Origin of the sequence: Streptomyces sp. NPDC101132 (genome assembly GCF_044759225.1) — a bacterium.
In the GTDB taxonomy this organism is placed as follows: Bacteria; Actinomycetota; Actinomycetes; order Streptomycetales; family Streptomycetaceae; genus Streptomyces.
The window spans coordinates 87,142-110,303 of sequence record NZ_JBIVYX010000017.1 but is presented as its reverse complement, the minus strand read 5'-3'; the positions used below and the strand labels follow the sequence as shown (position 1 = coordinate 110,303).

The window sequence follows — 23,162 nt, the reverse complement described above, 5'->3', positions numbered from 1 at the left end:
CTGGGCGTGGGGGGTGTGGGGGCGGGCGCTCTTTCATCCGGACCCGCCCCCCCCCCCCCGGGGGGCGGGGGGGGGCCCCCCCCCCGCGGGGGGCCCCCCCCCCCACGGCGTTTCCATACGGGCCCGGCCCGGCGCCGTCCGGCCCGGCTGCCCTTGCCCGGCGGCCCGGCCCGGCGCCGCCCGGCCTGGCGGGATCCGGTGCGGTCCGGTGCGGGCGGCGCGGGCCGGTCGTGCCGGACCGGGCCGACCGGTCTGGTCCGGTTCCTGCCCGGCGTGGCGCGGTCCGGTGCGGCCGGACCTGGTCCGGGGCGGCCGGGTTCGGTCCGGCGAGGTCCGGGCCGGCTGGGGCCGGAGGTCCGGGCGTCTCGGCCCTGCTCCGCCCCGCCCTGCCTTGCCCCGCCCAGCCCCGCCCGGCGCGACCCGCGCGGCCCGCGCGGCTCGGCTCGGTGGGGTCCGGACTGGTTCGGTGGGGTCCGGCTTGGGGCGGGCTGGTCCGGTCCGGTCGTTCCGGCCCGGGCCGGGTTGGTCTGGTCCGGGCCGGCGTGACACGGGGCGGGGCTGGGGTCTCGTAGAGGTGGGGCCGGGGTCAGTGGCTGACGTGTGTGAGTCGGGCGACGACGGTGACGGCCACCCGGCAGGCCGGCGGTGCGCCGGCGCAGCCGAACAGCCGGAGCCGGGGCCCCTGGGCACGTCCCTCCCCGCGCCCGGCCCCGGTGCCGCCGCGGGCCCGGAGCCTCGCGCGCTCGGGGCCGGTGCGGGACCGGACCGCCGTGCCCACGGCACGGGCGGCGCCGCCGACCCACTCGACGGTGAAGGTCGCGGTGGAGCCGTCGGCGCGGACGGCGTGCACCCGGTCGCCCGGCCGGAGCGCGGCGAGCCGGTGGAAGGACCCGGGCAGCGCGGCCGTACCGGTGTGTCCGAGGATCAGCGCGCTGCCGCGTTCCCCCGGGGTGGGTCCGGCATCGTCCCAGGACAGGCCGCGCCGGTGCGCCGGGCCGGCGGAGCCGACGGCGGCGTCGATGCGCAGGGCCGGGATGCGCAGGCGCAGCGGCGCGGAGGCCCAGAGCGCGCCGGGTGCGCGGCGGCTTCCGCGGGGGTGTGCGAGATCGTCGGCGAGCCGCCGGTGCGCGGCCAGCGGGCCGTCGGCCGGCCTGCTCTCGGCGAAGTGGCCGTGCGGGCTGTCGCGGGGCCCGTCGCCGCTGGTGACCACCCAGGCCCCCGCACACACGGCCAGTACCGCGAACAGCGCGACGAGCCGGTCGGTCCGCCGCCGGCCCGCCGCCCTCCTGCTGGAATCCACCCGTGCCCCCTCGTCCTCCGGGGGTTCCCCGGACATCCCCCAAGGCCCCCGTCCCCGTACGTCGGCGGGACCGCCGCGGGCGTCGCTGCGCGTACGTGGTGTACGTACGCGCAGCTCGCGCCCGTGGTCGCAGGCCCGCCGCTGGGACGTGCCCGGCGGCCCGCCGGTTCCGGGCCGCCCCCGTCACCACGGGCCCGCTGCCCAGGGCCCGCGCTGACGAACCCTCAGCCGGAACCGGACGCAGGCCCCGCCGAGCCCGTCCCGCCGCGTGCCCCGCAGGTCAGAGGCCCCGCGGTGACCGACGCGGGCCGGGACGGCGCCCCGCCGCCCTGCCGCCGAAAGAGTGACGGCCCTGACCGAGCCGACAGGAACCGGCGCGAGGACGACCCCGCAGCGCCGGCGGGGCCGGGGAGAGGACGAGTCCCACTGAGACCGGTGGCCGTCCGGGGCGGGTCGCGGTCGTCCAGGGTCAGGGCTGCGGGGACGAACTCCTGCCGTTCCCGTGGCTGGGCCGCTGGGATGGGCGGCGGTCGTCCGGGGTCAGGGCCGCGGGGACGAGGTCCCGCTGTCCCGGGCCGGGGCCGGGCCGGGGCGGGGCGGGGACGGGTCAGGGGCGGGGGGCGAGTTCTGCCATCGGGCTCCAGCCCTCCCCGGGGATCTCCGTGTGGATGATCTCGGGCGTGGCGGCGATGGCGCCGGCCATGGTCTCCAGGCCGGCCTTGAAGTGCGGGGCGGCGACGTGCGCGGCGCCCGCCGCCGAGTCCGTGAACCCCTCCACCAGCGTGTACTTGGTCGGGTCCTCGACGCTGCGCGACCAGTCGAAGAAGAGGTTGCCGGGCTCGGCCCGGGTGGCGCGGGTGAACTCGTCGACGAGGACGGGCCAGTTGTCGGCGTGCTCGGGACGGACGGCGAACCTGACGGTGATGAAGATCATGCCCCGAGCCTGGCAGCCGCCCCCGGCCGGACGCCACCCGCACCGTGCCGTTTTCCGGCTCCGCCGGAAAACGGCACGTTCGGCCGCAGGCACCTTTCAGAGGGCGCCGGCCGCCGCGCGTTCGAGGGCGAGGCGCGCCGCCTCGGGGCGGCGCCGGTACTCCTCCGTCGGCAGCGAAACGGACAGGGCGTGCACCGCGCCGGCCTCCCGCGGGCCTGGCAGGATCAGCGCCAGGCAGGTGAAGGCGGGGTCGGCCTCCCCGACCGACACCGCGAAGCCCTGCCCGCGCACCCGGGCCAGCTCCGCCTCCAGCCGCTCGGCCGAGGTGATCGTGGCCGCCGTCAGCCGGGCCATGCCGTGCTCGTCGAGGTAGCGGCGGCGGGCGGCCCGGGGGAGTGCCGCGAGCAGCGCCTTGCCGTGCGCGGTGGCGTGCGCGCGGGTCTCCCGGCCCGGCGCGAAGGGGTTCGCGGTGTCCGTGACCGGAGCCGTGGTGTCCACGACCGTGATCACCCCGCCCCGGTACGCGGTGTGGTACGCCTCCCCGCCCGTGGCCCGCCGCAGCCGGCCCAGCAGCTCGGCCGTCCCCGCGGCGGGCTCCCACTGGCGCCGGAAATCCCGGTGCAGCGCGGGGATCCGCGGCCCGGGAACGTACCCGTGGGCCGTCCGCGTGACGTAGCCGCGCTCGGCCAGCGGGCCCAGCAGGTGGTACGTGGTGGACAGCGAGCACCCGACCCGGCGCGCCAGCGCCTTCGCGGCCAGCGGCCCGGGCGCGGAGGCCACCGCGTCCAGGATCGCCAGGGCGCGGTCGACCGACTGCGGTCCGCTCTGTGGCATCGGAGAACTCCCCTGGGACGGCGTCGACGCTGACCGACCACCCTAAGAGATCGTCTCGATCGGTGCTCAATCACCACTCCATCACCGGGAACAGGCTGTCGGTGGAGAATCCGCGTGCACCGGTTGACCAGGGTGGGGAACACTGTGCTGATGAGCTCTGCAACCTCCCAGGCAGCACAGGAACGGGCCCTTCGGCATGTCACGGAGCTGGCGTCAGGCCCTCCGATGGACCCGACTTTGCGGGTGACCCTCAACTTCCACCCGGACCGTCTGCTGCGCGGCAAGCCGATCCTGGACGCTATGGCCGAGGGCGGTGTCTACCACTCGCAGTTCGTCACTGGGACCAGCAACGGTGGCCTGACCGCGCATCCCGGCGGCGACCGATGGCGCTGGGAGAGCCGGATCTTCGGCGGGGCGTACGACCAGGCGACCGCTCATGAGCGACCCGTCTACGGGGCGTTGAACTACCGTCGCAAGCCGGTCGGTGGGGCGCCGCGGTTCGGCTCGGCCCACTTCCGGCTGACGGCCCAGACGCTGACGCGGAGCACGTTTTGTTACCCAGACAGTTTCCTCGAACCGTCGGATTTCGGTGTCGCGGCCCGCATGGGGCTTGTTGACCTTGCCCTCGCCGATCGTCAGGACGAGCTGGACGACTACATAGAGGCGCAGGTGCACGGGCCGGTCCACTTGCAATCCGCAGTGGAGGCGCTGGTCCTGGATCCCTGCTACCGAGGCACGACGGTCGAGGGCGCGGCTCTGCGTCTCGGCTGCCCGGTGGAGTGGCACCCCGGCTTCCGACTCGGGGTTGAAGAACTCCGACGTCACCCCGACTATCGCGGTGAGGACTACGTCGACTTGGGCTCGCGGATCGCGGTCGACGGCATGCTCGATCCTGGGATCGTCGGCGACGCTGCACGCGCCGGCCTCCATGACCCCCAGGCGGTCAAGAAGGTGTGGCACTACCTGGCGCGATTCGGGTCTCCCTGGAAGGCCGCAGACAGCTCGGTGGCTCCGGCACCGAGGGACGGGGCGGTACTCGACGGCCTTCGTTGAGGGGTTGGTGCCGGAGGGCTGTGGAATGTGTTCCAGGCTGTGAGACCACAGATCCCCACGAGGCCGCAAGGCGGCGGTCGTCGACGGGTTTGACGATCGCCCGGTGCTCGCCGCGATCATCTTCGTCGCCACCTCAGGGCGCACCTGGCGGCAGCCTCCCAGCGTCTTGGCCGCCAGCGCTGAACTGTGGAGCGGACGGTGGCCAACCCCAGCCCTCACCCGAGCCCTGTCCCCACCACGGCCCCCACCCCCACCCCCACCTCCACCCCCGCCCCCGCGCCCGGTGGGGCAGGATGCCGGTATGCGGATCGAGGAGCTGGAGCGGCGCGCGCGGGGGCTGGCCGGGGCCGGGGGCCGGCGGATCCTGGGGATCGCCGGGCCGCCCGGGGCCGGCAAGTCCACCCTCGCCGACCGGCTGGCCCGGGCGCTGGGGCCCGGGCTGGCGGCCGTCGTGCCGATGGACGGGTTCCACCTCGCCCAGGCCGAGCTCGTACGGCTGGGCCGCGCCGACCGCAAGGGCGCGCCCGACACCTTCGACGCCGCCGGCTACACCGCGCTGCTCCGGCGGCTGCGCGAGCCCGCCGGTCCGGTCGTGTACGCCCCGGCCTTCGACCGGTCGCTGGAGGAGCCGGTGGCCGGCAGCATCCCCGTCGCCCCGGACGTACCCCTGGTGATCACCGAGGGGAACTACCTGCTGCACGGCGCGGGGGAGTGGGCGGGCGTACGGCCGCTGCTCGACGAGGCCTGGTTCCTCGCCCCCGACGACGCTCTCCGCGTCCGGCGCCTGGTGGACCGGCACGTGCGCCACGGCAAGGCGCCCGGCCAGGCGGCGGACTGGGTCGCCCGCTCCGACGAGGCCAACGCCCTCCTGATCGCGCCCGGCCGGGACTCGGCCGATCTGGTGCTGACCGACGTATGCTGCGAGCCGTGATCACCATCGAGCGGCTCTCGGCCGAACACGCCCCGGCCCTGCTGGAGTTCGAGCGGGCGAACCGGGCGTACTTCGCGCGCTCGGTACCGGACCGCGGGGACGCCTACTTCGAGTGGTTCGGCGACCGGCTCGGCGCCCTGCTGGCCGAACAGGCCGACGGCACCTGCCACTTCCACGTCGTACGCGACGCCGCCGGGGCGCTGGTGGGACGCGTCAACCTGGTCGACGTGGCGGACGGCGCGGCCGAACTCGGCTACCGCATCGGCGAGTCGGCGTCCGGACGCGGCGTGGCCACGGCCGCCGTCGAGGAGGTCTGCCGGCTGGCGGCCGGACCGTACGGCCTGTCGCGCCTCTTCGCCGTCACCACCCTCGACAACGCCGCCTCCCGGGCGGTGCTGCGCCGCACCGGCTTCACCGAGGCGGGGGACACGGTGGTCGACGGCCGCCCCGGCACCCGGTACGAGCGCCCGCTCACCGGCCTCTGACGGCCGGCCCGGCCGGTCTCCGCGCGCCCCCGGCGTGACGTGCCGCCGGCGTGACGCCTCCGCCGGCGTGGCGCCGCCCCCGGCACCGACAGCCGGGGGCGGCGCCACGCGCGGCTGCGCGGGGCTCAGCGGAAGAGCAGCGAGGCGTCGCCCGCCGCCGTGGTGACCGAGGACGGGCAGAGGAAGCTGCCCGAGGTCTTGGTCGCGGTGAAGGCCCGGTTGACGTACTTCCGGGTCGTGCCGTCACGGTTCCACAGCACGTTCGTGGCTTTGTAGCGGCAGGAGACGAAGCTCTGCTTGCCCGTGATGTCGATGACGTCTGCCGCGGCGGTGCCGGCCGTGTCGTCGAAGGTGACGTTGGGGTTGTTGTTGAGCGTCGCGGTGATGCCGCCACTGCAGCTGAGGTTGCCGCCGGGCTTGTTGATGGTGTTCCGGTCGATCGACAGGGCGCTCGGCGGGTTGGCGCTGGTCTTCGCGTTGGTCCAGGTACAGGTGTTGCCCGCGACCACGATCACGCCGTCGACCAGCTGGCTCGCCGTGGGCCCGAGCGCGGTGGCCGCGGTCGAGGCGCCGGCGGTGGCGGCGATGATCAGGGCGGTGACGCACGACAGTTCCGAGATCCTTCGCATGTCGCTCCTTCTTGCCACGTCCTTGTGGGGGTGTGAGCGGAGCCCGGAGGTGCGGGATGGCCGGCGGAGGTCCGTCCGGATCCGGGTGCGTCATGGAAGGTCCCATAGGGATGTTCGATTGTCAGGTCCTCGTCAAATCATTGGCCGGATCGCGGCACTCGGACGCCCGGCGACGGCACGCTTCAGGCCGTCCGCGCCGTCCCCGCCGTCCCCGCCGTCCCCGCCGTGGTCCCGGCAGCGGCCCCCGCCGTGGTCCCCGCCGTGCTCCCGGCCGTGGTCCCCGCCGGGTCGTCCTCCGCGGGCGCCAGTCCGTCGGCGACCAGGCCGGCGAGCACCGCCCGGCCCAGCGCGTGCACGGCCGACTGCGGCCGCACCATCACGGTGATCTCCTTGATCAGGCCGTCGTCGCCGGTGTGCAGCAGGTCGATGCCGTGGATGTCCTTGCCACCGGCCACGGCCCGGAAGAGCAGCACCTCCGAGGGTGCGGTCGTGCCGTCCGTGCTGGTCTCGGAGCTGCCCTCGAAGGCGCCGACGTAGCGGAAGTCCTCCAGGGTGCGCAGCAGCACCCCGAGCAGGCCGGTCACCGCGGCCCGGCCCTCGAACGGCCGGAACTTGACGGGGCTGTACAGCCGGATGTCGTCGGTGAACAACGCCTCCATGGCGGCCAGGTCGCGGCCCTCCACGGCGGCGCGGAAACGGGTGGCGGCGGACGGGGTCGGGCGGTCGGACATGGCTCCTCCAGGGGGCGGCCGGGCGGATTCCTCGTACTCATCAATCTGACTACTCATATTCATGACTATGATGGCTCGTGTCCAGGGTCCCGGAGGACGGGGCGGGGGCGGGCCCGGCACCCGCCCGGGAACGAAGCGAACGAGGAGGCGACCGCGATGGCATTGCGCCACGCCGTCCTTGCGGCACTGCTCGGCGAGGAGCTGAGCGGCTACCAGCTGGCCAAGGCCTTCGACCTCGGCGTGGCCAACTTCTGGCACGCCCAGCCCCAGCAGCTCTACGCGGAGCTCACCAGGCTGGAGGCGGAAGGGCTGGTCACCGGCCGCGAGGTGGTCCAGGACACCCGCCCCAACAAGCGGCTGTTCACCGTCACCGCCGACGGCCTGGCCGAGCTGGAGCGGTTCACCGCCGCCACGGCCAAGCCGACCTTCATCCGCGACGACCTCCTCGTGAAGGTCCAGGCAGCCGATCACGTCGACACGGACACGCTCGTCGCCCAGCTCACCGAACGCGCCGCGTTCACCCGCACCAAGATCGAGCTGCTCGAGAAGCTGCTGCGGCACATGCGCGGCGACCGCGACGAGGCCGACTTCCTCCGCCACGGCGGCCCCGTCGGCCCCTACCTGACCTGCCTGCGCGGCCTCGCCTTCGAGCAGGGCAACCGCGACTGGTACGAGCGCACCGTCACCGTTCTGAGGGAGAGGCAGACCCATGACCGGCACTGACCCGCACGAGCCCCGCCCGGCACCCCGCTACGAGCGGTACGTCGCACTCGGCGACAGCCAGACCGAGGGCCTCGGAGACGGCGACGACAACGCCGGCCTGCGCGGCTTCGCCGACCGCCTCGCCGAACTGCTCGCCGCCCACGAACCGGGCCTCCAGTACGCCAACCTCGCCGTCCGCGGCCGCCAGGCCGGACAGGTGCGCGCCGAACAGCTCGCCCCCGCCCTCGCGCTGCGCCCCGGCCTCGCCTCCGTCGTGGCCGGCGTCAACGACGTCCTGCGCCCGAAGTTCGACGCCGACGAGGTGGCGGGCCACCTGGAGGAGATGTTCGCCGCCCTCACCGCCCAGGGCGCCCGCGTGGTCACTGTCACCTTCCCCGACCTCACCCGGCTGATCCCGCTGGCCCGCCCGGTCGGCCCGCGCATCACCGCCCTCAACGACCGGGTCCGGCTGGCCGCCGCCCGGCACGGCGTGGTCGTCGCGGAGACCGCGCGCCCGGCGGCGGTCGCCGACCCGCGGATGTGGACCGCGGACCGGCTGCACGCCAGCCCCCTCGGCCACGAGCGGATCGCCGCCGCGCTCGCCGAGGCCCTCGCCCTGCCCGGCAGCGACGACACCTGGACCCGCCCGCTGCCGCCGCCCGCCGTCCCGCTGCCCACCGGCTGGGGTGCCACCGCCGCCGACCTGCGCTGGGCCGCCGGACACCTCGGTCCCTGGCTGCTCCGCCGGGTGCGCGGCCGGTCCAGCGGCGACGGCCGCACCGCCAAGCGGCCGGGGCTGCTGCCGGTCCTGGGCTGACCACCGGACGGGCCTGCCGGGGGCGGGCCTGCCCCGGGCGGGTGGGCAAGCGGGTGGGCGGGCGCGCGGGCGCGCAACGGGGCGAGCGGCCGGTGGGCGGGCCTCCGAAGGGGTGCCTCCCTCAGTAGCGGGTGCCCATGGCCTCGTGGACCTCGGCCAGCGTGGCCTCCGCTCGGGCGGCCGCCCGCGCGTTGCCGGTACGCAGCACCTGGCGTACGTACGCCCGGTCGCGCGCGTACTCGGCCCGCCGGGCCCGCAGCGGCGCGAGGTGTTCGTTGACCGCCTCGGTCACGGTCCGCTTCAGTGCCGCCGCACCCCCGTCGCCGATGGCCGCGGCCACCTCGTGGGGGTCCCGGTCCAGGCACAGGGCGGCCAGCAGCACCAGGCTCGACACCTCGGGGCGGCGCTCCGGGTCGTACGTGATGTGCCGGTCGGCGTCCGTCTTCGCGCCCTTGAGCAGCCGGGCCGTCTCGTCGGCCGTCGCGGCCAGGGCGATGGCGTTTCCGCGGGACTTGCTCATCTTCGTGCCGTCCGTGCCGAGCAGGACCGGCGCCGCCGACAGCAGCGCGGCCGGCTCGGGGAACACCTGTCCGTAGCGGTCGTTGAAGCGCCGGGCGACCGTCCTGGTGACTTCGAGGTGCGGCAGCTGGTCGCGGCCCACCGGGACGACGTTCGCCTTCGAGAAGAGGATGTCCGCGGCCTGGTGCACGGGATAGGTGAACATCAGCCCGCTCACGGACGACTGGCGGGAGTGCGCGATCTCGTCCTTGACGGTGGGGTTGCGCTGCAGCTCGGGCACCGTGACGAGGGAGAGGAAGGGCAGCAGGAGCTGGTTCAGGGCGGGGACCGCGCTGTGCGCGAACACCGTGGAGCGCTCCGGGTCGATGCCGGCGGCGAGGTGGTCCAGGACCAACTCCTCGACGTGCTCGGCGAGTCGCTCGGCCACGTCGCGGTCGGTGAGCACCTGGTAGTCGGCCACGATCACGTACGTGTCCACGCCGAGGTCCTGGAGCCGGACGCGGTTGCGGAGCGTCCCGAAGTAGTGGCCGAGGTGCAGGCGGCCGGTGGGGCGGTCCCCGGTGAGGACCCGGAAGCGCTCGGGGGCCCGGAGGATCTCGGTTTCCAGGGCGTCGTTGCGGGTGCCGGGGTCGTCGTGGGGCGGGGCGTGGGGGGCCGGGGCGCCGCAGGGTGTGGCCGTGGGTGCGGTGGTGGCCGTGGTGGTCGTGCCCGCTGTGGGGGTCGTGGTCGTGGTGGTCGTCATCTTCTTCCGCCTTCGTTTCCGCTGCTGGGCCGGGCCGTCACCGGACGGGCGGGTCCGCACGCGAAGCGGTACGCGGAAGGGCCGTCCGATGGACGGCCCGGGACATGTCTCGTCAGTGGCCGCCCCTAGGGGGAACGCCACTGCCACGCACGAGACATCTGGGTCATACGGCCAGCCTAGCGGCCGTCCCGGGCGCCGCTCCAGGGGATTTCGTCCCGCCGGGCTGCCGGGCTGCCGGGCTGCCGGACTGCCGGACTGCCGGACTGCCGGGCAGTCCGGGCGGGCGGGGCCGTCTGACGGCCGGGCCGGGGCCGGGGCCGTGTGGGTGTGGGTGCGGGGATTCACGCGGAGAGCGCGGTGCCGCCCTCCGCCCCGCCGCCGGTCTCGGCGCAGGCCGCCGCCAGCTCGTCCAGGGACATCCCGAGGGCGCCGGCCAGCGCCGCCACCGTGAAGAAGGCCGGGGTCGGGGCCCGGCCGGTCTCGATCTTGCGCAGGGTCTCGGCCGACACTCCGGCCGCCGCAGCGACCTCGACCATGCTGCGCTCGCCGCGCGCCTCGCGCAGCAGTGCGCCGAAGCGCTCGCCGCGCTCCCGCTCCCACGGAGTCAAAGGGGTCCTCACCATGAGCGTGATACTAATACCGGTATAAGTATTGGGTCCAGGCGCGTCGCGGTTGGCGGTCGGCGTGCGGAACAGGGGGCTGCGGCCATGGTGGAGATCAAGACGGCGGAGGCGCTCGACGCGATGCGGGAGGCCGGGCGCGTGGTCGCCCGCGCCCTGGCGGCGGTCCGGGAGGCGGCGGAGGTGGGGGTCGCGCTGGTGGAGCTGGACGCGGTGGCCCGTACCGTGCTCGCGGACGCGGGGGCGACCTCGCCGTTCCTCGGCTACCGGCCGGCCTTCGCCCCCGTCCCCTTCCCCGCGGTGATCTGTGCCTCCGTCAACGACGCCGTGGTGCACGGCATCCCGACCCCGTACCGGCTCCGGGACGGCGACCTGCTCAGCATCGACTGCGGCGCCGAACTCGACGGCTGGACCGGGGACGCCGCGATCACCTTCCCGGTGGGTACGCCCCGCCCGGGCGACCTGGCGCTGATCGACGCCACGCGGCGCGCGCTGGACGCCGGTATCGCCGCGGCCGTGCCGGGCAACCGGGTCGGGGACATCGCCCACGCCATCGGCGGCGTCGCACGGGAAGCGGGCCTCGGGGTGCCCGCCGACCTGGGCGGCCACGGAATCGGGCGGCGCATGCACGAGGACCCGCACGTGCCGAACCGCGGGCGGCCGGGCCGCGGCTTCCCGCTGCGGCCCGGCCTGTGCCTGGCGCTGGAGCCGATGTTCCTGGCGGGCGGGCGCGACGGGTACCGCACGGGCGCCGACGGCTGGACGCTGTTCAGCGGCGACGGCAGCCGGGCCGCCCACATCGAGCACACCGTCGCGGTCACGGAGGACGGGCCGCGGGTGCTGACGCTGCCGTGAGCGCGGCAGCCTGCGCCGCCGGGGGCGGGGGCGTGGGCGGGGCCGGGCCTGCGGTGACCGGGGTTGCCGCGAGCGTGGAACCCTGCGCCGCGCGGGTGCGTCGTAGCCCGCACACGGCAACGGAAACGACCCGAGGGGGACCCATGGGGGAGTACGACTCCGCGCGACCGCAGCCCGGCACGGACGGGCCCGGCGAGACCGGCACGTCCCAGGACAACGTCCAGCACGCGGACTTGACGGTGCCGGTGGACCCGGTGGACCCGGTGGACCAGGTGGACCCGGCGGACCCGGCGGAGAGCAGGCCCGACTGGATCGGGCCGTCCGCGGTGCCGGGTGATGCCGCTGACGGGTTCATCGGGCCTGGCGCCGTCGCGGCTGCCGCGCCCGAGTGGATCGGCCCGTCGGCCGTGCCGGGTGACGCCGCGGCCGGGTGGGACGGGCCGTCGGCGGTGCCGGGTGATGCCGCGACCGACTGGATCGGGCCGGGGCTGGTGCCGGAAGCCCCCGTGGACGACACGGGCGGTGAGCAGGCCGGCTGACCTGCTGCCGGTTCCCGTCGGAGCCGGGCCGGGCACGGTCGTGTTCGGCCCCGCTCCGACCGGGCGCGGGGCAACCGGCCCGGGGGAGCGCGCCGTACCGGGCCCGGGGTCGACCGCGTCCAGCACCTCCCCCACGCACCACGCGGCGGGGCACTGCGCGGGGGAGGTGCCCTGCGCGGAGGCGAGCCCCCGGGCGGACCGGCAGCGGTTGGGGCGGTGTGTCCAGCATGGGAGACACCGGGGTCGGAACGGCAGGGCCGGGCGGAGACTGGGGCAGGCAAGTCCCCCCCGTCCGTACGGAGCCCGCATGTCCGCAGCTGACGACGCCGGTCTCACCGGTCCCGACCGCGCGGGGCCGCAGTCCCCGACCCGCCCCCTCCGGGCCTGGTCGGCGGTGCTGGCCGTGTCCCTCGGGATCTTCTGCCTGATGACCTCCGAGCTGCTGCCCGTCGGTCTGCTCACCCCGGTCGGCGCCGGGCTCGGGGTCTCGGACGGTACCGCCGGCCTGATGGTCACCGTGCCCGGCCTGGTGGCCGCCGTCTGCGCCCCGCTCGTCACCGTGGGCACCGGGCGGCTGGACCGGCGCCTCGTCCTCTGCGCCCTGATCGCCCTGGTGGCCGCGGCCAACCTCACCGCCGCCGTCGCCCCCAACTTCGGTGTGCTCCTCGCCGCCCGTCTCCTGGTCGGGGTGGGCGTGGGCGGGTTCTGGGCGATCGCCGGCGGCCTCGCCCTGCGGCTCGTGCCCGAGCGGCACACCCGCCGGGCCACCGCCGTGATCGTCGCCGGCGTCTCCATGGCCTCCGTGCTGGGCGTGCCGGCCGGTACCCTGCTCGCCGAACTCAGCGGCTGGCGGGCCGCCTTCGCGTCCGTCGGCGTGCTCGGCCTCGGCTCGCTGGCGGCGCTCGTCCTGCTGCTGCCTCCGCTGCCGCCCGGTCCTTCCGTCGGGTTCGCCGAGCTGCCCGCCGTGCTGCGGTCCAACGCCGCGGTGCGGGCCGGGGTGATCGTGACGTTCCTGCTGGTCACCGGCCAGTTCGCGGCCTACACGTACGTACGCCCCGTGCTCCAGGACATCTCCGGCGTCCCCGCTGCGGCGGTCAGCACCCTGCTGCTCGGCTACGGCGCGGCCGGCGTCGCGGGCAACTTCCTGGCCGGTGCCCGCGAGGCCCGGCGGGCGCTGCTGGTCACCGGACTGGTGCTGCCCGTGCTGCTGGCCCTGATCGCGCTGCTCGCCTCGCCCGTGGCCGGCGGCGTGCTGCTGATCGCCTGGGGGCTGGTGTACGGAGGGGTGTCGGTCAGCGTGCAGAACTGGATGAACAAGGCCGCCCCCGGAGCCACGGAGGCCGCCTCCTCGCTGATGGTCGCGATGTTCAACCTGGCCATCGCGGTCGGCGCGGTGACCGGCGGCGCGCTGGTCGACGGGGTCTCCACGGCGGCCGCCCCGCTGGCGGGGGCCGTCCTGGTCCTGCTGGCCGCCGTCACCATCCTCGTCACGCGCCGCACCGCCCGTCCCGCGCGCCCGTCCGTACCGGTGGCCGGCGGTGGGGACGTCCGTACGGGCGAGGACGACGCGGTCGCGGGCCGCTGACCCGCCGGGGCCTAGGAGGAACTCCCGGGGCCCGGTGCGCGCTTCCCGCGGGCGGTGTCACAGAGCAGGCTGATGAACACGGAGGTGTCCGAGGTGTCGGTGGCGGCGCCGTGCAGGGACGTCGACGCGGTCCAGCCGCCCTTGCGGATGGTCAACGAGCCCGGCACCTCGGGACCCTGCTGCCAGCCGTGGGCGGACCGTGCCGTGCCGAACGCACTCCTGAGCGTCGCGTCCACCGTGGCCGCGCGGGTCTGCCCGGTGAGCTGCTCGTTGCACTCCAGCGGGATCACGTCCTGGGGTGTGCGCCGCAGGGTGACGCCCTCCGCCGCCAGCAGCGCCGTCACCTCCGCCACCACCGTGTCGGCGGGCAGCGGTGCCGCCGTGCTGCGGGCGGGCAACGGGCCGAGGTCCTGGAGCGGGTGGGCGCAGCCCGTCGCCGTCACGGCGAACAGCAGCGCCGCGCACCCCCGTACGTACCGTCCGCCTGCCATGAAACCGCCCGTCGTGCCGTGTTGCCCTTGTCGGCCGACCAGTCTCGCACCCGGGCCGGGGCGCGGCGGCGCGGGGGGTGGCGTGACGCCGCCTCGATCCCCGGGCGCGTCACCACCGGCCCGGCGCGGTCCCCGTCACCGGGTCCGAGGGCCGCCCGTCCACGCCCACCGGGACCTCACCGGCCAGCATCACCCGGTGCATCACGCGCGGACCATCCGCCACGCCCGTGTCGTTCGGGGCCAGGTGGACGGTGGCCCGGTTGTCCCAGAAGGCGACGTCACCCGGCTCCCAGCGGAAGCGGACGGTGTACTCGGGCCGGACGGCCTGCTCCAGCAGCATCTCCAGCAGCGGCGCGCTCTCGGCCCTGCTCAGGCCCAGGATCTGCTCGACGTAGTAGCCGTTGACGAACAGCAGCCGCTCCCCGGACTCCGGGTGCACCCGCACCAGCGGATGGTGCGAGGCCTGCTGGTGGTCGAGCAGGTGGCGTACGTACGCGTCGTCGCCCGGCCGCGGCTGGTAGCCGACCCCGAGCCGGTGCTCGGCCCGCAGCCCGTCCACGAACGCGCGCAGCGGCGCCGACAGTCCCGCGTACGCCGCCGCCAGGTTGGACCAGCAGGTGTCGCCCCCGTACGCCGGCACCGACTCGGCCCGCAGGATGCTCGCGGCCGGCGGGTCGATCCGGGCGCCGTGGTCGCAGTGCCACCCGCGCAGCAGCGTGTGCCGGCGCCGGTCGAGCCACTCCGCGCGGTCCATGCCGTAACGCCCGCCCAGCTCCAGGCGGTCGGCCGTGGTCTCGATCCCGGGGAACTCCGGCGGCGACACGCTGCCCCGGCGGGACGGCGCCACCGGGGTGCCGAACCGCCGGGCGAACGCCAGGTGCGCCTCGTGGTCCAGGTGCTGGCCCCGGAAGAACAGCACCTTCCAGCGCAGCAGCGCGGCCCGGACCGCCGCCGCCTCCGCGTCCGACAGGGGCTTCGCCAGGTCCAGCCCGACGACCTCGGCGCCGGTGTACCCGGCCACGGGCCGCACCTCGACCGCACTGTCCTCCACCACACGCCCTCCGCTTCCGTCGTCCCGCGACTGCCCGCCGCCCCCAGCCTGCCCCGCCCCGGCCCGGCACCAACGCAACCGCGCGGCGCCTCACACCCGTTCCGGCCAGAACTTCGACAGCGCGCCCTCCTTGTACGGAGCCGGACTCACGGCCAGTTCGCCGGCGAAGGGGCGGTCCAGGACGAGGACCAGCAGCAGGCTGAAGCCGATCAGGGCCGCCACCGCCGTGACGAACAGGAGCTGCATGCGCAGGCTGCGCAGCCCGAACAGGAAGGTCAGCGGGACGATGACCAGCGCGCCCCCGAACACCAGCACCTTGAGCAGGGTGGGCAGTTCGGCCTGCGCCAGGCTGATCCGCTCGCGGCGCTGGGCGACGGCGTCGTTGAGGCTGGCCACGGCCTGCTCGTAGAAGATCTCGTCCCGCGCGCCCACCGGTGCGTACGCCTGCAGGGCGTCGTACATCGCCTCCACCCGGGACGACGTGGCCGAGAAGCTCGGCTCGCCGGACCGCATCCTCGGCCACTGCACCTCCACGACCGAGTGCACGTACTCGCCCACCGCCCGGTGCACCCGCTCCCGGTCGGCGGGCGGCAGGACCCGGGTGGTGCGCACGACCAGCGCCAGGTCGGTCGACTCCTTGGACACCACCTGCTGCGTGTGGTCCAGCTGGGTCCACAGCGTCACCACGACGAAGGCCAGGATGATCCCGTAGATCGCGCCGAACATCCCCAGCACCACGCCCACCATCTCGTTGTGCTCGCCCTCCGCCAGGTGGGGATGGCGCCGACGGGCCGCCAGGCTCCCGGCCACGGCCAGGGCGATGAGGACGCCGACCGTGAGCACCGCGAGGGTGAGGGTGTCGAGATGGTTGAGCAGCCAGAGCGACACCGCGCCGACCTCCCCTGTTGAGCGCGTGCGGGACAGCCGGTGAAACGATCGTGCGGCCCGGTGGTCACGTGCCGTGCGCCCAACCCGGGGAGTTCAGGAAGTGAACGGGACAACTCCCCTCCGGATTCTTTGTGTTCACCTCTTGCCCTGACGACGGACGTGCGAGCACAGTGGTCGCGCGGCCGCACTGGGAGCGCTCCCATCTCTGGCGGCGCCCCATCCCTGGCGGCGCCCCTGCCCGCAGCACCCCCCTTCCCCCACCGAGAGGTGCCCATGAGCGAGACGACCGAGACACGCGTACGGCCCGGCCCCTTACGCCGCGCCTCCCTGGCGGCCGGCGCCCTGCTGCTGGCGGCCGCCGCGGCCGTCACCACGGCCTCGCTGCCCGCCAACGCCAGCGCCCCGGCGCCCGGGCCCGGCTGGACCACCGTGTTCCTGGAGGAGTTCGACGGGCCCGCCGGCAGCGGGATCGACACCGCCGACTGGCAGTACACCACCGGCACGAGCTACCCCGGGGGCCCCGCCAACTTCGGCACCGGCGAGATCGAGACGATGACCGCGGACCCGGCCAACGTCTCCCTCGACGGCGGCGGCAACCTGCGCATCACCCCGCTGCGCGACGCCGCCGGACGCTGGACCTCCGGCCGCGTCGAGACCCGCCGCTCCGACTTCCAGCCCCCGGCCGGCGGAAAGCTCCGCGTCGAAGCCCGCATTCAGATGCCGAACGTCACCGGGCCCGCCGCCAAGGGCTACTGGCCCGCGTTCTGGATGCTCGGCGCCCCGTACCGCGGCAACTGGTGGAACTGGCCCGGCATCGGCGAGCTGGACATCCTGGAGAACGTCCAGGGCATGAACCAGGTCTGGGCCACCATGCACTGCGGCACCAGCCCGGGCGGCCCGTGCAACGAGACCTCCGGCATCGGCGGCCAGCGCGTCTGCGCCCCGGTCTCCTGCCAGGCCGGGTTCCACACGTACGCCGTCGAATGGGACCGCAGCACCAGCCCCCAGCAGATGCGCTTCTCGCTCGACGGCACCGTCTACCACACCGTGCGGCAGGACCAGGTGCCCGCCACGGTCTGGGCCGACGCAACCGACCACGGCTACTTCCTGATCCTCAACGTGGCCATGGGCGGCGGCTTCCCCGACGCCTTCGGCGGCGGACCCGACGGCGGCACCGTCCCCGGCCACCCCATGCTGGTGGACTACGTGACCGTGCTCAGCAGCGGTCCCGGCGGCAGCACCCCGCCGACGACGCCCCCGACCACCCCGCCGACCACACCCCCCACCACCCCGCCGCCCGGCGGCACCCGCGACGCCTACACCACCCTCCAGGCCGAGGCGTACGACGGGCAGTCGGGCCTGACCACGGAGACCACCACCGACAGCGGCGGCGGCCGGAACATCGCCTCCATCGCCAACGGCGACTGGGCCCTCTACCGGCAGGTCGACTTCGGCACCACGCCCGCCCGCCAGTTCGCCGGCCGGGTCGCCAGCGGAGCCGCGGGCGGGGTCAGCGGCCTGGTCGAGGTACGCCTCGACTCCCGCACCAGCGCCCCGATCGGCAGCTTCGCCCTCGCCGGCACCGGCGGCTGGCAGAGCTGGCGCACGGTCCCCGCCAACATCGCGGCGGTCACCGGCACGCACGACGTCTACCTGACCTTCACCAGCGGCCAGCCGGCCGACTACGTGAACGTCAACTGGTTCACCTTCGGGCACTGACGACCGAAGGCGGACCGGTCTCCCCGGGGGCGGGCGGCCCCACCGCAGGGCCGCCCGCCCCAGCGCGCGGGACCGCGCCGGTCCCGCCACCCCCACGGACACCCCCGGCCCCCTCACCGCCACAGACCCCGCCACTCCCGCCCGGCAGCCGCGCCAGCCGGTTCTCCGCCAGGATCCGCCGGGTGGTCACCCGCTCCGGATAGCAGCGCATGAACATCCGGGTGAAGTGCGCCCCGTAGTGGATGGCCTCGCACCCCGGACCCGCGCCCAGCGGCCGCACCACCGCGTCGAACGCCGGCTCGTGGAAGTACGCCAGCGTGAACCGCTCCCGGTCCGCCAGCCGCACCCGGTGCGGCGTCGACAGCAGCGCCCCGCGCGTCAGGAACTGCAGCATGTCGCCCGGGAACACGGTCAGGACGCCGGGCACCGGGGCGACGTACCGCCAGCCGGGCTCGTCCTCCCACAGCCCCGCCGAACTCTCGTCCTCCCGCCAGTTCCGCGGCCGCGCCTCACCGGGCACGGGCGGCCGCACGAACAGCCCGCCCACCTCGTCCTGGGCGGCGATCACCAGCAGCCCGTAGTCCGTGTGCGAGCCGATCCCGCGCCGCCCCGACCCCGCCGGCCCCGGCGGGAACCGCAGCACCCGCATGTGGTGCCAGCCGTCCCGCGTCAGCTGCCCGAACCCGGCCGCGCCGCCCGGCCCGAGGCCCAGCCCGAGCGCGACCAGCCGCAGCAGCCGGTCGCCCAGCCGGCCCACGCCGCCCAGGTACGCCTCCATGGCGCGCCGGAAGCCGGTCCCGGGCCACGGCACCGGCCCGTGCGCCGGCCACCCCCGCCGCACCCGGGGGTGGCCGGGCGGCAGGTCCGGCGTGATCGTGAAGATCTCCGACGCGTCCGCCTCGCCCGCCGTGAGCTCCTCGCCCGAGGCGATGTACCCGGCGTACGAATCGGCGCTGACCAGCCCGGCCTTCTCCGCACCCGGCAGCTCGAAGAACCGGCGGGCCGCCGCCAGCGCGGACTGCGTACGGGCCTCCTGCGCCGGGTCGGCGGCCACCTGGAAGACGCCGTCCCGCCGCCAGGCCCGCACCAACTCCCGCCCCAGCGCCTCGTCGGCCGCCGTGCCCGCCACCACGGCCGGCACCCGGAACGTCCGGAAACCATCCATCCAGACCACTCCTCTTCGCCGTACCGCCCGCCCCCGTGCGGGGCACGGGCTCCTGCCCGGGTCCACGCACGGCGGGCGGGCGGGTTCGGCGGGCGGCCGGTACGCGTCGCGACTTCGGGAGGTCGGCGGGGGCCGGCGGCGGCGCGGGGTCACTCGTACTCGACCGTGAGCGTGGCGCGGGTGCCGAGGTTGAGGAACAGGTACGCCGTGCTCGCCTGGGGGGCCTCGAAGCGCAGCCGGACCTGGGTGGTCCCGGTGCGGTGCAGGGCCTGGAGGCCGGCGGGCGACAGGTCGGAGGAGGCCGCGGAGCCCGAGGAGAACGGCGGGACGGCCGCGGCGCCGGCCACCGTCGGGGCGGCGGTCCAGTCCGCCGCCTCGACCGCGCACCCGCCGAAGCAGCCCGTACGGACGTCCGCCACCAGCCGGTTGCCCGCCGGGCTCGCCCACGGGTCGCCCGAGCCGCTGCTGCGGGTGACCGTCACCCAGGCGCGGGTCACCCGTGCGGCCGCCGGGATCCGTGAGGTGTCGAAGGAGAGCAGGGTCCGGTTGTGCCGGCCGTCGGAGCCCCGGCCCACGGCCTGGCCGTAGCTGCCCTCCAGGGTGCCGACGGACGCGCCGGAACCGTCCGCGGCCGCCTTCACGTACCCGTCCTCGGCGTCCGCGCTCGGCAGGACGAGCCGGTTCCCGGCCGGCGGGGGAGTGGTGGCACCCCCGCCGAGGGCGCGGACCATGCCCATCACGGTCTCGACCTGCGGGCCGCCGTGCCGCGCGTGCGCCGTGTCGCCGAGGTAACCCCACCAGTTCCAGCAGCCGTTGGGGTTGTCGAGCGTCGCGGTCGGCACGGCCTGCGGGTACAGGACGACGATCCGGTTGGTGTCCGCGTACTCGTTGAGGTACGCGCCGTCGATGAACCGGCGGCCGAAGCCCTGGTACGCGTACCCCTGCTTGCAGCCGTGCAGGGCGACCAGCAGCGTGCACGGGGCGCCGTCGGCGCAGGCGGTGGGCACGTACGCGTAGCCGGTCTCGTCCAGCGAGTGGGCGGCGGCCCGGCCGCCGGGCGCGTACCGGTTCTGGTCGAAGGCGATCAGGCTGCCGCCGGGCGCCGCGGCGGGGGCGGCGACCGGGCCGAGCAGGTGCCCGAGGAGGTCGCGCTCGGCGTCGAACCCGCAGTCGTTGAGCCACGGACTCTGCGTGACGGCACAGGAGTTGGGGCCGCGCGGGCTGATCCACGCGTGCCCGGCGGCGACCTGGTCCTCGTACCTGACGCGCGCGCCGAAGCGGCCGTACCAGGTGGCGAGCGCGTCGGAGACCGGCTGCCGGACGGTGGCGTCGCCGGTGCCGCTGAAGAGGTAGACGGGGTCGCCGGCGAGGTTGGCCACCGGGTCGATCAGGCCTTGGGCGGACCAGTCGCGGGCGGTCCGTTCCAGCTGGTCGAGGCCGAGGTCCCGGAGAGTGTCCATGCAGGCGTGGAGGGCGGTGTCGAGGTTGCCGCGGGCGCAGCCGTACGGGCCGGAGGCGAAGGCCGCCGAACCGGCGAAGGTGCCGGAGTACGCGACGTGCAGTTGGGTGGCCAGGTATCCGCCGGACGACACGCCCGCGCTGTACACGCCGGTGATGTCGTACGGGCGGAGCTCGCCCGGCACGGCCGGGGGAGCGACCGGGTCCGCGCCCGCGGGCGCCGCGACGGCCGGGGGTGCCAGGGCCGCTCCCACGAGCAGGAGCAGGACCGCCAGCGGGCGGAAGCGGGCAGCGCGCGACCATCTCATGTGGACCCTCCCGGGTGTCCCGGCATGTGCCGATCTCGGTTCCCGGGAGGTTAGGCGCGGGGTGGGCGCCCTCCTATGGTGGCCGCAGCCACAATGCCCGGCCCGGCCATGGGACGGCCGGACCGGGCGGTGCGCGGGGGAGGCGGCGCCGGGCGGCGCGCGGGGGAGGAAGCGGCACCGGGTGGTGCGGCACGAGGCGGAGCGGCACCGGGTGGTGCGGTGTCCGGGCGGTGCGGGGCCGGTCAGCCGGCCGTGACCGGCGAGGCGACCTCGAAGTCGCCCGGGTCCACGCCGCCCTCCTTGGTGTCGTCGTTGGCGAACACGAAGGACTCGACCGGCACCCCGCGCTCCTCGCTCAGCTGGGCCACCAGCTCCTGGAGCACCACGGTCTCCAGCACCACGCGCGCGGCCTCGGCGCAGGCGGGCAGCCGGATCACGGAGAGGTCGGGGACGCTGACCTCCGCGTCGACGCCCGCGGTGGTCACCAGCAGGGTGGTGTGGCCGGCTCCGGCGAGGGAGCGGGCCAGGGCCAGCTCGCGCCCCGAACCGAAGACCACGTGCAGGGTGTTGCCCGCGGACTCCATCTCGCCGTGCAGGTAGTTGCGGGTGGCCGAGGCGGCCGCCGGCATCCGCACGACCTCCCGCAGCAGCAGGGCGCCCTCTTCCGCGGAGGCCCGGGAGGCGCCCGCGGCGACCACGTCCGCCGCGACGCAGCCGGCCGCGCGGGAGCGCAGCGCGCCGGTCACCTCCGCGGCGCGGGAGCGGACTTCGCCCGTAAGGGATGCGATGTCCCGCCAGGGGTCCACCCGTTCGGGGCGGCCGGTGAGCGCGCCGGCGATCAGGTCGAGGGCGACGAGGGTGCCGGTGTAGCCGACGGTGGACGCGTACGAGTCGGGTTCGTTGCCCAGGCCCACGGTGACGTCGGCGAGTTGGGAGAGCGGCGCGGGTACGACGTTCAGCAGGGCGGCCCTGGCCGTCCCGGCGGGGGCGTTGCGGAACGCGGCGAGCGTCTCGGAGCTGCGGCCGCCCTGCGAGACGGCGATCAGCACGTCCGCCTCGAAGCCGCTGAGGCCGTCCTCGATCTCGCTGGCCAGCACGCGCTGGGTGACGACGCCCTGCTCGCGCAGCTGCTGGACGGGCAGGGCGAGGGCGGCGTAGGAGGCGCCGATGCCGGTGAACAGGGGGCGGCGGGCGGTGCGGAGGCACTCGGCGGCGGGCTCGGCGAGCGCGGCGCGGACTCGGCCGGCCACCCGGGCGAGCGCGGCGCCCTGGTCGTTCCGGCCCTGGTGGAAGGGGATGCGTGAAGCGGACATGGGAGGGTTCCTTTCGGGCGTACGGGCAGGTGGCCGGGGTCAGGGCCGCGGGTCGCCGGCACCGGTGTCCGCGGCGCCGTCCCCCTCGCGTTCCCGGCCGGGGGTGGGGAGGTCGAACCGGACGATGGCGAACCGGAAGATGACGTAATACAGGGCGGCGAAGGCCAGGCCGATCGGGATCAGCAGCAGCGGCTTGGTCGCGATGCCGAAGTTGACGACGTAGTCGATCGCGCCGGACGAGAAGCCGAAGCCGTCACGGATGCCGAGGGCGTAGCAGAGGGCCATCGAGACGCCGAAGAGCACGGCGTGGACGGCGTACAGCAGCGGCGCGACGAACATGAAGGCGAACTCGATGGGCTCGGTGACGCCGGTGACGAAGGAGGTCAGCGCGACCGAGATCATCATGCCGCGGACGACGGTGCGGTTCTCCGGGCGCGCGGTGTGGGCGATGGCCATGGCGGCCGCCGGGAGGGCGAACATGTAGATCGGGAAGCCGCCGGTCATGAACTGTCCGGCCGAGGGGTCGCCGGCCAGGAAGCGTGCGATGTCACCGTGTACTTCCACACCGGTGGCGGGGTTGGTGTAGGAGCCGGCCTCGAACCACGGGAAGAACGAGAAGAAGTGGTGCATCCCCACCGGGATGAGCGAGCGGACGACCAGGCCGAAGATGCCCGCGCCCCAGGCGCCGGTGCCCACCAGCCACTCGCCGAAGTGGAAGAGCCAGCCGCCGACCGCGGGCCAGACCAGTCCGAAGACCACTCCCATCCCGGCGCCGGCGAAGGCGGTGAGGATGGGCACCAGACGGCGCCCGCCGAAGAAGCCCAGCCACTCCGGCAGCCGGGTCCTGCTGAACCGCTGGTAGAGCAGGGCGGCGACCAAGCCCATCACGATGCCGCCGAGCACCTTGGCGTCCAGCGGCTCGCCGTCGGCGCCCTTGGGGAAAGCGGGGCTGGCGAGCACCGCCGTGAACACCAGGTGGCCCACGACGGCGGCCAGCGCGGTGGAGCCGTCCGCCTTCTTCGCGAAGCCGATGGCCACGCCGACCGCGAAGAGCAGCGGGAGGTGGCCGATGACCGCGGCGCCGCCGGCGTCCAGCACCATCGCGAGCTTGCGGACGAGCTCGGGCAGCGCCTCGTTGCCGAGCAGGTCGGAGCCGCCGAGGCGCTTCATGAGCGCCGCCGCCGGCAGTACGGCCACCGGCAGCATCAGGCTGCGTCCGATGCGCTGGAGCACCGGCATCACGCGGGGAGCGCGCTTCCTGGTGGCCGGTTCCGGCGCCGGTGCCGGGGCGGTGGCGGTACTCATCTCTGCTCCTCGGGGGACGGGGGTGCTTCACGGCCGAACGTAGGCAGTGGTCTGAAGAGTGGTCAATGGTGGTCTGTAGTGGTTTTGTAAGCCGGGATCGAAGTCGGGACCCAGGGCCCGCCCTGCTCACGGACCATGGACCCGTTGTCCCCAGGAGATGGGGTGCGTGGCGCCGCACCTGTCGCGGA

22 protein-coding genes and 2 pseudogenes are annotated in these 23,162 nt (G+C 75.2%); 10 read left to right on the top strand and 14 right to left on the bottom strand.

Annotated features, from left to right (window positions below):
- Positions 1-586 precede the first annotated feature (586 nt).
- From ACIQUR_RS30890 to ACIQUR_RS30880, 3 genes are all read right to left on the bottom strand, one after another.
- A complete protein-coding gene (locus ACIQUR_RS30890) occupies positions 587-1,300 on the bottom strand; it encodes a sortase domain-bontaining protein (RefSeq protein WP_403671381.1) in 714 nt (237 codons plus the stop codon).
- Between the two features lie 607 nt (positions 1,301-1,907).
- Positions 1,908-2,234, bottom strand: a complete 327-nt coding sequence (locus tag ACIQUR_RS30885) for a putative quinol monooxygenase (protein ID WP_403671378.1) — start codon at positions 2,232-2,234, stop codon at positions 1,908-1,910.
- 96 nt (positions 2,235-2,330) lie between these two features.
- Positions 2,331-3,068 carry an IclR family transcriptional regulator gene (locus ACIQUR_RS30880; protein WP_403671375.1) on the bottom strand — a complete coding sequence of 246 codons (738 nt, stop codon included), beginning with the start codon at positions 3,066-3,068 and terminating at the stop codon, positions 2,331-2,333.
- A gap of 225 nt (positions 3,069-3,293) precedes the next feature.
- Between ACIQUR_RS30880 and ACIQUR_RS30875 the strand changes: the two genes are divergently transcribed.
- The 4 genes and pseudogenes from ACIQUR_RS30875 to ACIQUR_RS30860 all read left to right on the top strand — a co-directional run bounded on the left by ACIQUR_RS30875 (position 3,294) and on the right by ACIQUR_RS30860 (position 5,537).
- Positions 3,294-4,121, top strand: coding sequence for a DUF3626 domain-containing protein (locus ACIQUR_RS30875; RefSeq protein ID WP_403671518.1), 828 nt, complete (start codon positions 3,294-3,296; stop codon positions 4,119-4,121).
- Between the two features lie 4 nt (positions 4,122-4,125).
- Positions 4,126-4,281: pseudogene (locus ACIQUR_RS30870) on the top strand (transposase); the annotation flags it as partial.
- Positions 4,282-4,422: 141 nt separating this feature from the next.
- A complete protein-coding gene (locus tag ACIQUR_RS30865) occupies positions 4,423-5,052 on the top strand; it encodes a nucleoside/nucleotide kinase family protein (RefSeq protein WP_403671515.1) in 630 nt (209 codons plus the stop codon).
- Positions 5,049-5,537 (top strand): GNAT family N-acetyltransferase, encoded by a 489-nt coding sequence (locus tag ACIQUR_RS30860; RefSeq protein ID WP_403671372.1) that lies wholly within the window; start codon positions 5,049-5,051, stop codon positions 5,535-5,537. Before ACIQUR_RS30865 ends, ACIQUR_RS30860 begins: the two co-directional genes overlap by 4 nt.
- A gap of 125 nt (positions 5,538-5,662) precedes the next feature.
- Here ACIQUR_RS30860 and ACIQUR_RS30855 read toward each other — a convergent pair whose 3' ends face one another.
- Positions 5,663-6,166, bottom strand: a complete 504-nt coding sequence (locus tag ACIQUR_RS30855; RefSeq protein ID WP_403671369.1) for a hypothetical protein — start codon at positions 6,164-6,166, stop codon at positions 5,663-5,665.
- Between the two features lie 296 nt (positions 6,167-6,462).
- Positions 6,463-6,897, bottom strand: a pseudogene (locus ACIQUR_RS30850) (nuclear transport factor 2 family protein); the annotation flags it as partial.
- Between the two features lie 156 nt (positions 6,898-7,053).
- On the opposite strand from ACIQUR_RS30850, the gene ACIQUR_RS30845 reads away from it, so the two are divergent.
- Both ACIQUR_RS30845 and ACIQUR_RS30840 read left to right on the top strand, forming a co-directional pair.
- On the top strand, positions 7,054-7,620 hold the full coding sequence (locus tag ACIQUR_RS30845; protein ID WP_403671366.1) for a PadR family transcriptional regulator: 567 nt from the start codon (positions 7,054-7,056) through the stop codon (positions 7,618-7,620).
- Positions 7,607-8,416, top strand: a complete 810-nt coding sequence (locus ACIQUR_RS30840; protein WP_403671363.1) for an SGNH/GDSL hydrolase family protein — start codon at positions 7,607-7,609, stop codon at positions 8,414-8,416. The genes ACIQUR_RS30845 and ACIQUR_RS30840 overlap by 14 nt, the downstream gene beginning before the upstream one ends.
- 121 nt (positions 8,417-8,537) lie before the next feature.
- On the opposite strand, the gene trpS is transcribed toward ACIQUR_RS30840, so the two are convergent.
- Both trpS and ACIQUR_RS30830 read right to left on the bottom strand, forming a co-directional pair.
- Positions 8,538-9,677, bottom strand: a complete 1,140-nt coding sequence (gene trpS / locus ACIQUR_RS30835) for a tryptophan--tRNA ligase (protein WP_403671360.1) — start codon at positions 9,675-9,677, stop codon at positions 8,538-8,540.
- A 341-nt stretch (positions 9,678-10,018) separates the two neighbouring features.
- Positions 10,019-10,300 carry a helix-turn-helix domain-containing protein gene (locus ACIQUR_RS30830; RefSeq protein WP_403671357.1) on the bottom strand — a complete coding sequence of 94 codons (282 nt, stop codon included), beginning with the start codon at positions 10,298-10,300 and terminating at the stop codon, positions 10,019-10,021.
- Positions 10,301-10,384: 84 nt separating this feature from the next.
- On the opposite strand from ACIQUR_RS30830, the gene map reads away from it, so the two are divergent.
- From map to ACIQUR_RS30815, 3 genes are all read left to right on the top strand, one after another.
- Positions 10,385-11,152 (top strand): type I methionyl aminopeptidase, encoded by a 768-nt coding sequence (gene map, locus ACIQUR_RS30825; RefSeq protein WP_403671354.1) that lies wholly within the window; start codon positions 10,385-10,387, stop codon positions 11,150-11,152.
- A 143-nt stretch (positions 11,153-11,295) separates the two neighbouring features.
- Positions 11,296-11,691, top strand: a complete 396-nt coding sequence (locus ACIQUR_RS30820) for a hypothetical protein (RefSeq protein ID WP_403671351.1) — start codon at positions 11,296-11,298, stop codon at positions 11,689-11,691.
- 307 nt (positions 11,692-11,998) lie between these two features.
- Positions 11,999-13,276, top strand: coding sequence for an MFS transporter (locus ACIQUR_RS30815; RefSeq protein WP_403671348.1), 1,278 nt, complete (start codon positions 11,999-12,001; stop codon positions 13,274-13,276).
- Between the two features lie 11 nt (positions 13,277-13,287).
- On the opposite strand, the gene ACIQUR_RS30810 is transcribed toward ACIQUR_RS30815, so the two are convergent.
- The 3 genes from ACIQUR_RS30810 to ACIQUR_RS30800 all read right to left on the bottom strand — a co-directional run bounded on the left by ACIQUR_RS30810 (position 13,288) and on the right by ACIQUR_RS30800 (position 15,706).
- Positions 13,288-13,767: a hypothetical protein gene (locus tag ACIQUR_RS30810; protein ID WP_403671345.1), complete on the bottom strand. Its 480-nt coding sequence runs from the start codon at positions 13,765-13,767 to the stop codon at positions 13,288-13,290.
- 109 nt (positions 13,768-13,876) lie between these two features.
- The gene (locus tag ACIQUR_RS30805) at positions 13,877-14,821 is read right to left on the bottom strand and encodes a TauD/TfdA dioxygenase family protein (protein WP_403671342.1); all 945 of its coding nucleotides are present in this window, start codon (positions 14,819-14,821) and stop codon (positions 13,877-13,879) included.
- 87 nt (positions 14,822-14,908) lie between these two features.
- Entirely contained in the window at positions 14,909-15,706 is a 798-nt protein-coding gene (locus ACIQUR_RS30800; RefSeq protein WP_403671339.1) for a DUF4239 domain-containing protein, read from the bottom strand.
- Positions 15,707-15,979: 273 nt separating this feature from the next.
- Between ACIQUR_RS30800 and ACIQUR_RS30795 the strand changes: the two genes are divergently transcribed.
- On the top strand, positions 15,980-17,425 hold the full coding sequence (locus ACIQUR_RS30795) for a glycoside hydrolase family 16 protein (protein ID WP_403671336.1): 1,446 nt from the start codon (positions 15,980-15,982) through the stop codon (positions 17,423-17,425).
- Here ACIQUR_RS30795 and ACIQUR_RS30790 read toward each other — a convergent pair.
- From ACIQUR_RS30790 to ACIQUR_RS30775, 4 genes are all read right to left on the bottom strand, one after another.
- Entirely contained in the window at positions 17,409-18,590 is a 1,182-nt protein-coding gene (locus ACIQUR_RS30790) for a 2-oxoglutarate and iron-dependent oxygenase domain-containing protein (protein WP_403671333.1), read from the bottom strand. The two genes, ACIQUR_RS30795 and ACIQUR_RS30790, sit on opposite strands and share 17 nt — an antisense overlap.
- Before the next feature lie 149 nt (positions 18,591-18,739).
- Positions 18,740-20,356, bottom strand: a complete 1,617-nt coding sequence (locus ACIQUR_RS30785; protein WP_403671330.1) for a poly(3-hydroxybutyrate) depolymerase — start codon at positions 20,354-20,356, stop codon at positions 18,740-18,742.
- 242 nt (positions 20,357-20,598) lie between these two features.
- Positions 20,599-21,669, bottom strand: coding sequence for an SIS domain-containing protein (locus ACIQUR_RS30780; RefSeq protein ID WP_403671327.1), 1,071 nt, complete (start codon positions 21,667-21,669; stop codon positions 20,599-20,601).
- Between the two features lie 39 nt (positions 21,670-21,708).
- Complete coding sequence (locus ACIQUR_RS30775; protein WP_403671324.1) at positions 21,709-22,974, bottom strand: PTS transporter subunit EIIC; 1,266 nt, start codon at positions 22,972-22,974, stop codon at positions 21,709-21,711.
- Between the last annotated feature and the right edge of the window lie 188 nt (positions 22,975-23,162).